Here is a 14,268-nt window from a genome sequence, read left to right on the forward strand (position 1 = left end):
ACCAGACCGCGCCGCCAGATCCCCCCATGCCAGCGCTAGCGTTTGGCCTGACGCTGCCTCACCGCCTCGAACAGGCACACCCCGGTGGCCACCGAGACGTTCAGGCTGCTGACGCTGCCGGCCATGGGCAGCTTGACCAGGAAGTCGCAGTGCTCGCGGGTCAGGCGGCGCATGCCCTTGCCCTCGGCGCCCATGATCATCACCAGCGGGCCGGTGAGGTCCTGCTGGTAGATCTCCTGCTCGGCCTCGCCGGCGGTGCCGACCACCCACAGGCCGCGCTGCTGGAGCTTTTCCAGGGTGCGCGAGAGGTTGGTCACGGCCACCAGCGGGATCACCTCGGCCGCACCGCAGGCGACCTTGCGCACCACCGCGGTGAGGGTCGCCGATTTGTCCTTGGGAATCACCACCGCCGTGGCACCGGCCGCATCGGCGGTGCGCAGGCAGGCGCCGAGGTTGTGCGGGTCGGTGACGCCGTCGAGCACCAGGATCAGCGGAGCGGTTTCGCTGCGCTCGAGCAACTCCTCGAGCATCGCCTCGCCCCACACCTGGCTCGGACTGACCTCGGCCACGACGCCCTGGTGCACCCCTTCGACCCAGGCATCGAGTTCGCGCCGCTCGGCCTGGCCGACCGCGACGCGATTCTCCGAGGCCAGCGCCAGCAGGGCCTGCAAGCGCGGCTCGCTGCGCCCCTCGCTCAACCAGATCTGCTTGACCCGCCTGGGATGGTGCTGCAGCAACGCCTGCACGGCGTGCACGCCGTAGATCTTTTCCAGCTGACTCATGACTTGCTGCTCTTGCCCTTGCGCGGCGCGCCGGACTTCGACGGCCCCTTGCGATGCTTGGTCTTGCCCGACGCCTTGGCGCCCTTCTCGGTCTTGGTGGAAGCGTGCGTGCGGGCATCGCCCATCAGCGCCTTCTTCATTTCACGACTCTTGCGCACCTCGGCGTTGCGCTGCACGGCATCCTTGGGGAAGTAGGCGTCGGCAGCCTCGCTCTTGCGGCTGCGCGGCTTGGGCGAAATGCGCGCCTCGGTCGCCGGCGCTTCCTCGGCCTTGGCGGTGGCCTTGGTGCTGCTCTTGGCGCTGCTTTTACCACCGCTCTTGGCGGCAGCGGCAGGCTCGGCGGTTTCGTTGCGCCCCTTGCGCCCCACCGGCGCCTTGATCGCGGCCTCGGACAGCTCGAAGTCGATCTTGCGCTGCTCCAGGTCGACCCGCATGACCTTCACTTCGATGCTGTCGCCCAGGCGGAAGCTGCGCCCGGTACGCTCGCCGGCCAGGCGGTGGTGCACGGCGTCGAAGTGGTAGTAGTCGCCAGGCAATGCGCTGACGTGCACCAGGCCTTCGACGTAGATGTCGGTCAGTTCGATGAACAGGCCGAACCCGGTCACGGCAGTGATCACGCCGGGGAAGGTCTCGCCGACGCGATCGCGCATGTATTCGCACTTGAGCCAGTTGACCACGTCGCGGGTGGCCTCGTCGGCGCGGCGTTCGGTCATCGAGCACTGCTCGCCCATCTGCTCCAGGGCGTTTTCGTCGTACGGGTAGATACGCGCCTTGGGAATGGTCATGGCCCCGGCGCGCTTGACGTGCGGCGTGTCCATCTTCGAGCGGATCACGCTGCGGATGGCGCGGTGCACCAGCAGGTCGGGGTAGCGACGGATCGGCGAGGTGAAGTGGGTGTAGGCCTCGTAGTTCAGGCCGAAGTGGCCATTGTTCTCGACGCTGTACACCGCCTGGCTCAGCGAGCGCAGCATGACGGTCTGGATCAGGTGGAAGTCCGGACGACCGGAAATGCTCGCCAGCAGCGCCTGGTAGTCCTTCGGCGAAGGCTCCTTGCCCTTGTGCAGGGACAGGCCCAGCTCGCCGAGGAAGGCACGCAGCTTCTCCAGACGCTCCGGCGGCGGGCCGTCATGGACGCGGTACAACGATGGCACGTTGTGCTTCTGCAGGAACTCGGCGGTGGCCACGTTGGCCGCCAGCATGCATTCCTCGATCAGCTTGTGGGCGTCGTTGCGCACGGTCGGACGGATTTCGTCGATCTTGCGGTCTTCACCGAAGATGATCCGGGTTTCCTGGGTCTCGAAGTCGATGGCGCCGCGGGTGTGGCGGGCGTCGACCAGCACCTTGTACAGGGCATAGAGGGACTTGAGGTCCGGCAGCACCGCGCTGTATTCCTCGCGCAGGGCCTTGCCCTCGCGGGTGCGGGCGTGTTCCAGCATGCTGCTGACCTTGTTGTAGGTCAGGCGGGCATGGGAATGGATGACGCCTTCGTAGAACTGGTAGTCGACCATCTGCCCGGACTTGTTGATGGTCATTTCACAGACCATCGCCAGGCGATCCACGTGCGGGTTCAGCGAGCACAGGCCGTTGGACAGCTCTTCGGGGAGCATCGGCACCACGCGCTCGGGGAAGTACACCGAGTTGCCGCGCTGCTGCGCCTCGACGTCCAGGGCCGAGCCCAGGCGCACGTAGCTGGACACGTCGGCGATGGCCACGTAAAGGCGCCAGCCCCCGGAGAACAGGCGCAGCTTGCCGAGCGGTTCGCAGTAGACGGCGTCGTCGAAGTCGCGGGCATCTTCGCCGTCGATGGTGACGAACGGCAGGTGGCGCAGGTCGATGCGCTTTTCCTTGTCCTTCTCTTCCACCTCGGAACGGAACTTGCGCGCTTCCTTGATCACGTCCTTGGGCCAGACGTGAGGAATGTCGTAGCTGCGCAGGGCGACATCGATCTCCATGCCCGGCGCCATGTAGTTGCCGATCACCTCGACCACATCGCCCTGGGGCTGGAAGCGCGGCGTGGGCCAGTGGGTGATCTTGATCTCCACGAACTGCCCGATCTTCGCACCGCCGTTGCGCCCGGCGGTGACCAGCACTTCCTGCTGGATCTTCGGGTTGTCGGGGGTCACGTAGCCGATGCCGCCCTCTTCGAAGTAGCGGCCGACCACGCTTTCATGGGCGCGGGAGATGACCTCCACCAGCGCGCCTTCTCGGCGACCGCGACGGTCCACGCCACTGACCCGGGCCAGGCCGCGGTCGCCGTCGAACACCAGGCGCATCTGCGCCGGACTGAGGAACAGGTCTTCGCTGCCGTCGTCGGGGATGAGGAAACCGAAGCCGTCACGGTGACCGGACACGCGGCCGCAGATCAGGTCGAGCTTGTCTACCGGGGCATAGGTGCCGCGCCGGGTATAGATGAGCTGGCCGTCACGCTCCATGGCGCGCAGTCGTCGGCGCAGGGCTTCGATCTGGTCTTCTTCGCGCAGGCCGAATTCTTCGGCCAGCTCTTCGCGAGCGGCAGGTTCGCCACGGTCGGCCAGGCGCTGCAGGATCAGCTCACGGCTGGGGATGGGGTTATCGTATTTTTCCGCTTCGCGAGCGGCCTCGGGATCGAGGGATTGCCAATCGGCCATCAGAAGGGGTTCACCTTGGGGTATATAGATAGGAATTCTGGCATAGGCGTATTGAAACCGGAAATGTTCGCCTTGGACAGCCCCTGCCAGTCGGCTCGGCGAGGGCAATAGGTCCCTGGAATCAATGACTTGAATTTTTCGGAATATTTTTTGATCCGGGGCTTTACAGCCATCGGAGGCGTCCGTATAGTGCGCACCACGACGACGGACAGCCGACGTTGTAGTTGAGATGAAGCCTGATGTAAAGCATCATGTGACCTCGACAGAATGTGTGCCCAGGTGGCGGAATTGGTAGACGCGCTGGTTTCAGGTATCAGTGACTTAACGGTCGTGGAAGTTCGAGTCTTCTCCTGGGCACCATATAAAAACCCACTAGCTTGCTAGTGGGTTTTTTCTTGCCTGCGATTTGCCCGCCCGGCCCACCTGCATCGCTGCCCTGCCCTGCGAATTTCCCTCTGCCCAGCCACATGAGAAACGATTTCGTTTACCATTGTTTCGAAATATGTAGCCGTAAGCGAGGAAGTACCCGCATGAGGATTCGCCCGAAACCGCTGATGCGCACCCTGACCGCCGCCGTCCTGGGTCTGGTGATCGGCGTACCGGCAGCCCTGGCCGACGCGCCGGTGACGCTGACGATGTACAACGGCCAGCACAAGGAAATCGGCGAAGCCATCGCCAAGGCCTACGAGGCCAAGACCGGCATCCACATCGATATCCGCAAGGGCAGCAGCAATCAGCTGGCCAGCCAGATCATCGAGGAAGGCGATCGCTCCCCGGCCGACATCATCTACACCGAAGAATCGCCGCCGCTGAACAACCTCGGCGAGCTGGGCCTGCTGGCCAGGATCGACCAGCCCACCCTGGACATGCTGCCCAAGGAATACGTCGCGGCCAACGGCACCTGGATGGGCGTGACCGCGCGCACCCGCGTGGTGGTGTACAACCCGAAGAAGATCGACGAGAAGGACCTGCCCACCACGGTGATGGACTTCGCCAACCCGGAATGGGACCGTCGCGTCGGCTTCGTGCCTACCAGCGGCGCCTTCCAGGAGCAGGCCGTGGCCATCCTCAAGATGCACGGGCGTGAAGCTACCGAAGAATGGCTGACCGGGCTCAAGGCCTTCGGCAAGACCTACACCAACAACATGGTGGCGCTCAAGGCCGTGGAAAAAGGCGAAGTCGCGGCGGTGCTGGTGAACAACTACTACTGGTATGCCCTGGAACGCGAGCGCGGCAAGCTCGACTCCAAGCTCTACTACCTGGCCGACGGCGATGCCGGCAACCTGGTGACCATTTCCGGCGCCGGCGCGGTGAAAGCCAGCAAGCATCCCAAAGAGGCCCAGGCGCTGCTCAACTGGATGGCCAGCGAAGAAGGTCAGCGGGTCATCACCCAGACTACCGCCGAATACCCGCTGCACAAGGGCATGGTGTCCGACCGTGGCCTGAAGCCCTTCGAGGACCTGCGTCCGCCGAAGATCAGCCCCGCCGACCTGGGCAACGCCGAGGAAGCGCTGGAACTGGAACGCGAGGTCGGTCTGCTCTGATGACTGCCGCCGTGCCCGATCCGGCCCTGGTGCGCTTCGTGCCACGCCGCAAGCGTCCCTCCGTGTGGGTAGTGCTGCCTGTGCTGTGCCTGGTCGCGGCGAGCCTGCTGCCGCTGTTCTACGTGGCCATAAAGGCCTGGGAAGCCGGCGGGCACGAGGCAATGCGTCTGCTCTGGCGCCCCTTCGTGTGGGACCTGCTGCGCAACACCTTGCTGCTCATGGCCGGCGTGACCCTCGCCTGCCTGGTGGTCGGCGTGGCGCTGGCCTGGCTGCTCGAACGCAGCGACCTGCGCGGGCGACGCCTGTGGGGCGTGGTGCTGTGCCTGCCGTTCGCGGTGCCGTCGTTCGTCAGCAGTTTCACCTGGGTGTCGCTGAGCTCGGACTTCGAAGGCCTTGGCGGGGCGATCCTGGTGATGGCGCTGTCCAAGTATCCGCTGGTGTTCCTGCCGGTGGCGGCGACCCTGCGCAACCTGGACACCTCGCTGGAAGAGTCGGCGCGCACCCTGGGCTGTAGTCGACGTGGCGTTTTCCTCAAAGTGACCTTGCCGCTACTGTGGCCCAGCATGCTCGGTGGCGGGCTGTTGATCGCCCTGCACATGCTGGTGGAGTTCGGCGCCCTGTCGATCCTCGGCCTGCAAACCTTCACCACGGCCATCTACCAGCAGTTCGAACTGGAATTCAGCAATGCCAACGCGGCGATGTTGTCGGCCGTGCTGCTGGCGCTGTGCCTGGCCATGCTCTGGCTGGAACTGCGGGCGCGCGGCAAGGCTCGGCACGTGCGCATCGGCCAGGGCGTGGCGCGTCGCCCCAAGCCCCAGGCCTTGAAGGGCTGGAGCGTGCCGGCGCAACTGCTCTGCCTGGGCCTGGTGATACTGGGCAGCGGCATTCCCCTGGCGATGCTAGGCTACTGGCTGAGCGTGGGCGCCTCGGCGGCGTTCCCGGTGGCGGCCATCGGCAAGGCGCTGCTCACGTCCCTCGGCGTCTCGCTGGGCGGCGCCGGATTCTGCGTGGTGCTGGCACTGCCGATCAGCTTCCTGGTGGTGCGCTACAAGGGTCGCCTGGCGATCTGGGCCGAGCGCCTGCCCTACCTGCTGCACGCCCTGCCCGGCCTGGTGATCGCCTTGACCCTGGTGTTCTTCGCCTTGCGCTACGTGCCGGTGCTGTACCAGACCACCGCACTGCTGATCCTGGCCTATGCGCTGCTGTTCCTGCCGCTGGCCCAGGCGCCGGTACGCACGGCCCTGAACAAGGCCTCGCCGACCCTGGAAGAAGCGGCCCGCACCCTGGGTGCCAGCAGTTTTGCAGCCTTCTGCCGGGTCACCTTGCCGATCATCTTTCCGGCCCTGGCCGCTGCTTTCGCCTTGGTCTTCCTGGACGCCATGAAGGAGCTGACCGCGACCCTGCTGCTCAGCCCTACGGGCATGACCACCCTGGCCACGGAAGTGTGGGCGCACACCGCCAACGTCGAGTTCGCGGCGGCAGCACCCTATGCGGCCTTGTTGATTCTGGTGTCGGGACTGCCGGTTTATCTGCTGACCACGCGGATGTACCTGAACCGGGCGTAGTCAGCGAACGCGCGCCTCAGTACCCGAGTGCGCGCTTGTCCACAGGCGTATCGGCGACAACGCTCGGTGCGCGCAACTGCAGCACCGCGAACATCAGCAGTACCACCGCCAGGCCCCAGAGGATCGGCGTCGCGCCCTGGCTGAGCGCGACCATCTGCAGGCCCACCACGGCCAGGCGCAACAGCGCGTCGAGTCGGCCATTGGCCACCGAGGGCTCGCGCAGGCGTGCCACGCCCCAGCAGACGTAGGCCAGCGCACCCAGGTTGATGAAGAACATCGACGTGGGGTCGAGCACGCCGAAGTGGCTGCCCAGCCCCAGCCAGGCGTCGAGCCCGGCGAACAACTGCAAGGCCCAGGCGCTCAGCACCGGGATGGCGAATGGCAGCGTGGCCACGATGTCGTAGACCGCCCCCAGGCGGACGAGTGTGGCGTAACGGGACTGACTCACGGGCAAACCTCCAGATCGATGCGTTCGAGAAGATGTCTGATTTCGTAGAACTGCCCCGATTGCAGGGCGATGGCGTGACGTTTCGCCAGCAGGTCGACGATCTGCTGGGCGCGTTGCTCGGGGCTGACGATGTACCCCTCCTGCGTCGAGCGCTCGCGCAGCGCCACCAGCTCGGGGAAACGTTCGTCGGCCTGGAGGATGGTCTGGGCGACGGTGGTGTCGACGTTGCACAACCCCAGTACGGCGAAGAACACGTCCGGGTTTTCCAGGTGATACACCTTGGCCAGCGCGTTGAGCGCAGCCTTGGAGACACTGTAGGAGAGCATGCCGGCACGCTGGCGAATGCCCGACACCGAGGCGGAGAACACCACCTGGCGCACGCTCGCCTGGCGGCAGAGCAGCCGATCGAGCACCCACTTGACCGCCACCAGGTTGAGCTCCAGCACCGAGCGGAACGCGTCCACCGAGGTCTGGCTGGCGAGCTCGGGCGCGGCACCGAAGGTACCCGCGTTGAGGTAGGCCGTATCGAAGGCCGTCTCACCGATGAACGCCTGCACCAGCGACTGGCCGGGATCCTCCGCGCACAGGTCCAGGGCACGGAAATGCAGGCGGGGATGGGTGATCAGGTCGATCGGCGCGCGACGCGACACGCCCCAGACCTCGTCGCCACGGGCCAGGTGCAACCTGGCCAGGGCCAGCCCGATGCCGGTGCTGACCCCAGTGATGAATACCTGTGCCATCAGTGCCTCACTCGAACTTGCCGATGTGGTAACCGCCATCGACGCTCAGCACGCTGCCAGTGATGTAGCTGGCGCCTTCGCTCAGCAGGAACAACACGGCGCTGGCCACCTCGTCCGCCTCGCCGAAGCGCTTCATGACGGTCGCGTTGATCTTGCGCTCGGTGCCTGCAGGGTTGGCCGCCAGGCGCTGCGCCGAATTCATGCCACCCAGGATCGGTCCGGGCGCCACGGCATTGACCCGTACCGCATGACGGCCGTCGCGCTCGCGGGCATTTTCCATCGCCACCACCTGGGTCAGGGCATTGAGCCCGGCCTTGCTCGCCACGTAGGCCGCTTGATTGGGCATGGCCATGACCCCGGCGCAGGACGACAGGTTGACGATCGAGCCGCCCGGTTTGCGAGCGATCAGCCGCAGTTCATGTTGCAGGCAATACAAGGGGCCGCTCAGATTGATGCGCATGACGCGCTCCCAGTCCGCGATCTGCAAATCGGCGACTTGCGCGTAAGGCGCGGTGATGCCTGCGGCATTGACCGCCAGGTCGAGCCCGTCGAAGCGTGCTTCGATCTCGCCGAAGGCATCGTGCACCGCACCCGCCTCGGCCACATCGCACGCGATGAAGCAGGCCTGTGCGCCCAACTGCTCCACTGCGGCCTGGCCTTTCTCGACGCTGCGGCCCAGCACCACCACCTGCGCGCCTTGCTGGATCAGCTGGCCGGCGATGCCCAGGCCGATACCGCTGCTGCCACCGGTCACCACCACGGTCTTTCCTTGAAACTGCATCCGGACATTCCTTAGTCGTATCGAATCGAGGCGGGTCGCTTGTAGCGGTCGTTGACGCAGCAATACACGCGATCCAGTTGAGGGTTGCTCTTGTCGCGAAAGCAGTTGCCTTCGAACCGACAGGCGTTGACGCTTCCAGGCCGGCCCTGCAGCGACTTGTTGACCAGATCGTTGTCGGCGAACAGCGCTCGACTCATGCCGACCAGGTCGGTGACTCCCAGCTCGAGCAAGGCTTCGGCCTGGGCGAGCGAGCCGGTGAAGCCGGCGAAGCCGACCGGCAGCGAGGTCAGCTGGCGGATGTGCCGCACGCCGTGCACCAGCATGGCGTGCACCCGTGGGTCGGCGCGCAGCATGTAGTGGAAGGTCTGCTTGATCGCCGCCGAGCACATCAGCGCCGCCGCACCCGCCCGTTCCAGTGCGGGCACCACCTGTTCGAGCAGCGCCGGCTGCTGGCCTTGTTCACCCAGGCAGTCGTCGATGCCCAGCCGTACGGAGATGTCGACACCGCCTTGGGTAGCGTCCACGATGGCGTCCATCACCTCCAGCAGCAGCCTGGCCCGACGCAGGGGCGTACCGCCATAGCGATCCGTACGCCGATTGCTGTAGGGCGAGAGGAAACTGCTCAGCAGGTAACCGTTGGAGGCCTGCAACTGCACCATGCGCGCCCCGGCCTGCTGGGCCAGCCGCGCGGCATGGGCGAACTGCGCGCAGACTCGGCGGGCGTCTTCATGGGTCATGACCTTCATGCCCTTGACGCTGCGTGCGGGCGTGCTGCGACTGGGCGTCAGCAGTACGCCGCCACTGCGCCCCAGATGCCCCTGGTTGCCGTAGTGCTGCAACTGCACCACCACCGGACAGGCGTTGTGCCGTCCATAGTCGATCAACGGCGCCAGGTGCTCGGCATGGGTCGGCTCGTAGAGACACAGCCCCCCTTCGTGCAGGCGCGTGGACGCATCGACTGCCGAGTTGGCCAGCACCACCATCGCGCAGCCGCCGTCGACGATGCCCTTGTAGAAGTCGAACATCGCCGGTGTCAGGCAGCCGTCACGCCCCAGGTCGATGCCCATGGGCGCGAAGTACACGCGATTCTTCAACGCAAGGTGCCGGCCCAGCGCCAGGGGCTGGCGAGTGAGAGGAAATCCGGACGCCACCCCCGTCACCCGCTCACTCGACTGTCGCAACGCTCGCGACCGGCGTCATTGCTCGCCTGAGCCACCACGGCCAATTCCTGCAGCGGGGTGTGGAAGCAGTGGCACTTGATGACTTCCTTGAGCGTGGACAGGGTGGCACGGTCGAGCGAGTCGAACACGGCCACTTGCACCCCCTGTTGCTGCGAGGCCCGGCAGTGGTCGATCGCAAAGCTGATGAAGCCCAGGTCGCGCACATACAGGGACAGCTGCACCACTTCACCCGGCAGGTTGTCCTGCACGCGGAATCTCACCCCGCGCAGCGAGACATGCTCCAGTCGCCCCTCCACCGCCGCACCCTGGGCGGTGTGAAGCAGCACCTGGGGCAAGACACGGTCGGAAGGTGCGAACCAGTGGTTCTCCGGGAAGTTGACCGTGCGCATCCGCTTGAACAGCGGCATCTTTATGGCACTGCCGCGCAGACGCAGGGTGGTGACCAGGTTGCCGTTCTGGAAGAACATCGCCGTCTTGTCCACCGTCCTTGGCAGCGCGCGCTTTTCGCCGGCGCTGTGCTGCACCACCACTTCGACCGGATAGCTGGACTCGGTGTAGTTGCTGAACGACACGTTGAGGTCTTCGATGGAGATGGAGATCTCGCCGCGTCGATGCCCGGAATGGCTGTAGAAGTAGTGGTACATCGCCTGACGCGCCACCTCGATCAGCATCAGGCCCGGGACGTGCTCGTGCGGCTTGTTGTAGAAGAAGTAGTTGTTGGTGTCGTTCATCAGCGCGTAGGACGACAGGTTGGCGCGGTTCCAGCCCTCGAGCGCATGCAGCTGGTCAGCCAGTGCGCTGACCCGCGCACAGTCGGCGGCCGGCAGACCGAAGCGTACCTGCAGGTAGCATTCGACCTGGCGCGGCAACCAGTCGGCGGTCAGCCGGTAGGCCCCCTGGTGTTCGCCATAATAGGGCTGGGCATTGAGCTCGAAACTGCCAAGGCTGTCGAACTGCGTTGCATCCAGGGTGGCTGGCACGCTGGCCAGCACCCGCCCCGCCTGGCCATCGTCGCGGTACAGTTCGTGCAGTGCGGCAAGCCCCTGGGCATCGAGGCGGGCGAGCAGGAAGTCGGTGTCCTCCGGGCTCAGACGGGCCGGCAGGATATCCTGGAATCCTGAGAGCAGTACGTCGTCCACGGTGCCTTTGTGCAAGACCTGTGGAGTCAGGGGTAACTGACGTTCCATGTTGATTACCTAATCGGATTGGACGGGAAAGGCACGCACGGCGTTTTTCAGCATGCGCTTGACGATGGGGCCATGGGCCGGCCCGACCGGGATCATGTAGAGCCGCCCAAAGACGTTGTAGCGCTGTACCGAGGTGGTCACGCTCAGCCGCAGCACGCCCGCGCGCTGCGGGGTGAGGTCCAGGCAGACCATCACTGCCAGATGCGTATCGCGCGAAGTGAGCACCAGCCGGCGCTCGCTCAGCGCCTCCACGGTGAAGAAGTCCAGGCGTTCGCCCGGCGCTGGCACCCGATCGGCCGTCCTGGGCGTGAAGCCCTGGATATCCGCCACGCGGAACCGGCGAGACACGAAATCACGCATGCGGAACGCGGCCGACAGCCAACCCGGAATATGCGCGGTCATGGCGCAGTAGGCCTGCAATGCCGTGACCCCATCGGCGATCTGCACGGCCGCACAGTGCAGAAAGTCCAGCGCCGCGACGTCTGCCACCAGGCAGACGTCCTCGGGAGCCGACGTGCAGGCCGATACCCTCATCTGCACAGGCCTTTCACTGCTGCAGCAAGGCGATGGCCGCGAGCTCGGCCTTGAGCAGCAGTTTTTCATAGGCCTCGTCCGGCGACTCCTGGCGGCTGGTGATCAGGCCGGCGATCTCGCGAGCCGACGCATCCAGCGGCTCGTCGGCCACGAACACCGATTCGAACAACGGGATCGGCGGCAGGTAGTGCCCTTTGACGTAGGCCACGGTTTGCTGCAGCGGCCGCAGCAGTTCGTCCAGGGTGAAGCGGTTGAAACCACCGGCGCGGTAACCCGAAGACGGCGCACCGACCGTGGTGACGATGAGAAACTCCTTGTCCTGCAGTTTGTCGCCGCCGCGGGCATAGGCGAAGCCCGGGGTGAAGACATCGTCGATCCAGCGCTTCATCAGCGCCGGGCACGAGTACCAGTACAGCGGAAACAGCAGCACGATGCGCTGGTGGGCGCAGAGCAGGCGCTGCTCGGCAGCGATGTCGAAGCCTTCGCTACCCAGGGCCGCCGACAGCGGGTGCAGCGTGACATTGCTGCCCTGCAGGGCTTCGACGATGGCGGCGTTGGCCCGCGAACTGCTCAGGTCGGGATGACCGATGACGACCAGGATGTTGTCCAAGAGAAAGTCCTTTCGAATGACGATGTCCATGCCCCAGCCAGGGGCTTCAGGCGGCTCGATCAATTGAACGATAGAGGCTGGCTTTTGTAACCTCCCCTATTGTGCAGGTGGCGCCGCTCACCTCGATCCAGCAGGCGAACAGCTGGTGATCGCCAACCCGCATCGGTGGCGCCGCTCGCTTGGCACGATAACCGGCGCGGCGCAGCAGGCGCTCGATACCCAGGGGCGAAACGGTGATCAGTTGCCGCGCACCCCGTGCGGCAGCGCAGCGCAACACGGCATCGAGCAACTGCGTGGCGATCTGCGACGAGAACTGGCCCTCGCAGGCCGTTTGTGGCTGACCGAAGTCCATGGCGCAAAACCGTGACAACTCCCAGACGGCCGCATCGCGGGGCACGCGCTGCTCGCCCATCAGTTGCGCGAACACCTCGCCCAGCAGGTAGGGCTGATCGGTACGCAGCAGACGCGCAGCGCCTACCAGTTGCTCATCCTCGCCGTACGCCAGCACGTAGAGCGTTTCGTCATGATCGAACTGGTCGCGTTCACGACCGGGCTCGCAGTCCAGATCCCAACCCAGCGTCTCGACGAACACCCGGTAGCGGTAGCGGTCCAGTTGCTGGCACCGCACCGGCCCCAGTTGCTGCAGTGTTCCAACGACGATGTCCATCCCGCCTCCCGCCACGCAATGAAAAGGAGGCGTATTCGACGCGATGTGACAGGTTGGTAAAACTGCACTATTTGGCAGGTGGGCAGGTGTTCGGGCCTTGTCCCTAGCCCAACATGCCCATCAGCGCGGCCCGCGCCACCGCGGCAGTGCGGTTCGCCGCGCCCAGCTTGAGCGCGGCGTTGCGGGTGTGGAACTTCACCGTCTCGATGGACAAGGTCAGGATGTCGGCCACCTCGTTGAGCGTCTTGCCGTCGGCGGCCCAGCGCAGCACCTCGCGTTCGCGTTCGGAGAGCGGAGCCTTGGGCTTGGGTTGCCAGGTGTCGGTCAACATCCGCGAGAAGCCCTGGTGGGCGACGTTCACCAACCAGCGCATGCGTGGCTCGTGGGCGCGCAATTCGGACTCGCCGATGGCCTCGGCCGAGCGCGCCAGGGTCAACATGCCGCCGCCGTTGCGCCCTTCCAGGCAAGACTGCGCCCAGCCGTGATTCAGGCCGGCGTGGCGGGCTTCGTCCCAGAGTTGCGGGGCGCCGGCGAAGACCTCGTCGCCCCACACCACCGGCTCCATGGAGCGCTGGCAATGCAGCACCGTGGGGTCACGAAGCAGGTAGCCACTGGCGTGGTAGTGCTCGCACCATGAACGCTGGTAGTTGCTGAGCATGACGATGCGCGGTCGGGTCACCGGCAATGGCGCGCGCAGGCCGTACGCGCAGTAGTCGAACCCCAGGTGTCGCGCTGCCGCCTGCACCTCGTCGAGCAGGGTCTGTGAATCGTGCGCATCGTAAACTGCCGACAGCAGGTCGCCCATCCATTGCATTTATTGTGCTCTCCATGAGTCTGTATGCGCTGTGCCCGTACCAAGGGGGGCAGGAGCATAGCGACTTTCCAGCAGCGCCGCATTGCGCGATATCAATTCGACATGACTTATGACGAACATCGCCACACGCTGTACAGGTGCGCGGGGCCACCTCTCGTCGCCGCAGTCTAGCGACGACCCTACCCACTCAGCGTTACGAAAAGACGGACACCCCCACAGCTTTTCTCGCTCCCTGGACCCTCAGGCCCTGAACTGTCCCAGACTGGCCCGCAGTTGCGCGGCCAGGTCGTCGAGCACCTTGCTGCTGGCCGTGGTCTGCATCACCACCTCGGCCGAGCGCTCGGCCTGGGCATGAATGATCTGCACCCGTCCGCGTACCGCCTGGGCACCGCTGGCCTGTTGCTCGGCGGCGCGTGTGGCCACGCCGATGGCCGCGTGCACCTGCTCGACGGCCGCCTGCACCGATTGCTGGCGGCGCTCGTTGTCACGCAGCACCAGGAGCCCTTCGCTGGCTTGACGCCCCGCCTGGCCGATGGTCGCCACGGCCTGCTTGGCGCCCTGCTGCAAGGCCACGATATGCGCCTGGATGTCGCCGGTGGAGCTCTGGGTCTTGCTGGCCAGTGCCCGTACCTCGTCGGCGACCACGGCGAAGCCGCGACCGGTTTCCCCCGCTCGCGCGGCCTCGATGGCAGCGTTGAGCGCCAGCAAATTGGTCTGCTCGGCGATGCCGGTGATCACCGTCAGCACCACCTCGATCTGCTCGCTCTGCTTGGCCAGGCGCTCGATCA

Annotated in this window: 13 protein-coding genes, 1 tRNA gene and 1 pseudogene; 3 read left to right on the plus strand and 12 right to left on the minus strand. The window is 65.5% G+C overall.

Annotated elements, in window-relative coordinates:
• Positions 1 to 35: 35 nt before the first annotated feature.
• Together rlmB and rnr are read right to left on the minus strand one after the other, a co-directional pair.
• The gene (rlmB, locus tag IAE34_RS05055) at positions 36 to 782 is read right to left on the minus strand and encodes a 23S rRNA (guanosine(2251)-2'-O)-methyltransferase RlmB (RefSeq protein WP_200137767.1); all 747 of its coding nucleotides are present in this window, start codon (positions 780 to 782) and stop codon (positions 36 to 38) included.
• Positions 779 to 3,409 (minus strand): ribonuclease R, encoded by a 2,631-nt coding sequence (rnr, locus tag IAE34_RS05060; protein ID WP_200137768.1) that lies wholly within the window; start codon positions 3,407 to 3,409, stop codon positions 779 to 781. Before rnr ends, rlmB begins: the two co-directional genes overlap by 4 nt.
• Before the next feature lie 273 nt (positions 3,410 to 3,682).
• On the opposite strand from rnr, the gene IAE34_RS05065 reads away from it, so the two are divergent.
• From IAE34_RS05065 to IAE34_RS05075, 3 genes are all read left to right on the plus strand, one after another.
• Positions 3,683 to 3,769, plus strand: a tRNA-Leu gene (locus IAE34_RS05065).
• 170 nt (positions 3,770 to 3,939) lie between these two features.
• Positions 3,940 to 4,953 (plus strand): extracellular solute-binding protein, encoded by a 1,014-nt coding sequence (locus tag IAE34_RS05070; RefSeq protein ID WP_200137769.1) that lies wholly within the window; start codon positions 3,940 to 3,942, stop codon positions 4,951 to 4,953.
• Positions 4,953 to 6,518, plus strand: coding sequence for an ABC transporter permease (locus IAE34_RS05075; RefSeq protein WP_200137770.1), 1,566 nt, complete (start codon positions 4,953 to 4,955; stop codon positions 6,516 to 6,518). Before IAE34_RS05070 ends, IAE34_RS05075 begins: the two co-directional genes overlap by 1 nt.
• Before the next feature lie 16 nt (positions 6,519 to 6,534).
• Here IAE34_RS05075 and IAE34_RS05080 read toward each other — a convergent pair whose 3' ends face one another.
• The 10 genes and pseudogenes from IAE34_RS05080 to IAE34_RS24675 form a co-directional block, all read right to left on the minus strand.
• A complete protein-coding gene (locus tag IAE34_RS05080) occupies positions 6,535 to 6,966 on the minus strand; it encodes a hypothetical protein (protein ID WP_200137771.1) in 432 nt (143 codons plus the stop codon).
• Positions 6,963 to 7,706, minus strand: a complete 744-nt coding sequence (locus IAE34_RS05085; RefSeq protein WP_200137772.1) for an SDR family NAD(P)-dependent oxidoreductase — start codon at positions 7,704 to 7,706, stop codon at positions 6,963 to 6,965. The genes IAE34_RS05080 and IAE34_RS05085 overlap by 4 nt, the downstream gene beginning before the upstream one ends.
• Positions 7,707 to 7,713: 7 nt before the next feature.
• A complete protein-coding gene (locus IAE34_RS05090; RefSeq protein WP_200137773.1) occupies positions 7,714 to 8,487 on the minus strand; it encodes an SDR family NAD(P)-dependent oxidoreductase in 774 nt (257 codons plus the stop codon).
• An 11-nt stretch (positions 8,488 to 8,498) separates the two neighbouring features.
• The gene (locus IAE34_RS05095) at positions 8,499 to 9,638 is read right to left on the minus strand and encodes an oxidoreductase (protein ID WP_200137774.1); all 1,140 of its coding nucleotides are present in this window, start codon (positions 9,636 to 9,638) and stop codon (positions 8,499 to 8,501) included.
• Between the two features lie 5 nt (positions 9,639 to 9,643).
• Positions 9,644 to 10,855 (minus strand): AfsA-related hotdog domain-containing protein, encoded by a 1,212-nt coding sequence (locus IAE34_RS05100; RefSeq protein ID WP_200137775.1) that lies wholly within the window; start codon positions 10,853 to 10,855, stop codon positions 9,644 to 9,646.
• A 9-nt stretch (positions 10,856 to 10,864) separates the two neighbouring features.
• Entirely contained in the window at positions 10,865 to 11,389 is a 525-nt protein-coding gene (locus IAE34_RS05105; RefSeq protein WP_200137776.1) for a DUF2867 domain-containing protein, read from the minus strand.
• Positions 11,390 to 11,402: 13 nt separating this feature from the next.
• Complete coding sequence (locus IAE34_RS05110) at positions 11,403 to 11,999, minus strand: NAD(P)H-dependent oxidoreductase (RefSeq protein ID WP_200137777.1); 597 nt, start codon at positions 11,997 to 11,999, stop codon at positions 11,403 to 11,405.
• A gap of 46 nt (positions 12,000 to 12,045) precedes the next feature.
• A complete protein-coding gene (locus tag IAE34_RS05115; protein ID WP_200137778.1) occupies positions 12,046 to 12,666 on the minus strand; it encodes an acyl-homoserine-lactone synthase in 621 nt (206 codons plus the stop codon).
• A 103-nt stretch (positions 12,667 to 12,769) separates the two neighbouring features.
• A complete protein-coding gene (locus IAE34_RS05120; RefSeq protein WP_200137779.1) occupies positions 12,770 to 13,480 on the minus strand; it encodes an autoinducer binding domain-containing protein in 711 nt (236 codons plus the stop codon).
• A gap of 240 nt (positions 13,481 to 13,720) precedes the next feature.
• Positions 13,721 to 14,230 (minus strand): annotated as a pseudogene (locus tag IAE34_RS24675) (methyl-accepting chemotaxis protein); the annotation flags it as partial.
• Positions 14,231 to 14,268: the final 38 nt, after the last annotated feature.

Source organism: Pseudomonas sp. S30 (genome assembly GCF_016518545.1).
Taxonomy (GTDB): domain Bacteria; phylum Pseudomonadota; class Gammaproteobacteria; order Pseudomonadales; family Pseudomonadaceae; genus Aquipseudomonas.

Bases quoted from the DNA above. Each gene is read 5' to 3' on its own strand.
- IAE34_RS05085 (WP_200137772.1), bottom strand. From the start codon at position 7,706: ATGGCACAGGTATTCATCACTGGGGTCAGCACCGGCATCGGGCTGGCC.
- IAE34_RS05105 (WP_200137776.1), bottom strand. From the start codon at position 11,389: ATGAGGGTATCGGCCTGCACGTCGGCTCCCGAGGACGTCTGCCTGGTG.
- IAE34_RS05090 (WP_200137773.1), bottom strand. From the start codon at position 8,487: ATGCAGTTTCAAGGAAAGACCGTGGTGGTGACCGGTGGCAGCAGCGGT.
- IAE34_RS05100 (WP_200137775.1), bottom strand. From the start codon at position 10,855: ATGGAACGTCAGTTACCCCTGACTCCACAGGTCTTGCACAAAGGCACC.
- rlmB (WP_200137767.1), bottom strand. From the start codon at position 782: ATGAGTCAGCTGGAAAAGATCTACGGCGTGCACGCCGTGCAGGCGTTG.
- IAE34_RS05070 (WP_200137769.1), top strand. From the start codon at position 3,940: ATGAGGATTCGCCCGAAACCGCTGATGCGCACCCTGACCGCCGCCGTC.
- IAE34_RS05115 (WP_200137778.1), bottom strand. From the start codon at position 12,666: ATGGACATCGTCGTTGGAACACTGCAGCAACTGGGGCCGGTGCGGTGC.
- rnr (WP_200137768.1), bottom strand. From the start codon at position 3,409: ATGGCCGATTGGCAATCCCTCGATCCCGAGGCCGCTCGCGAAGCGGAA.
- IAE34_RS05075 (WP_200137770.1), top strand. From the start codon at position 4,953: ATGACTGCCGCCGTGCCCGATCCGGCCCTGGTGCGCTTCGTGCCACGC.
- IAE34_RS05120 (WP_200137779.1), bottom strand. From the start codon at position 13,480: ATGCAATGGATGGGCGACCTGCTGTCGGCAGTTTACGATGCGCACGAT.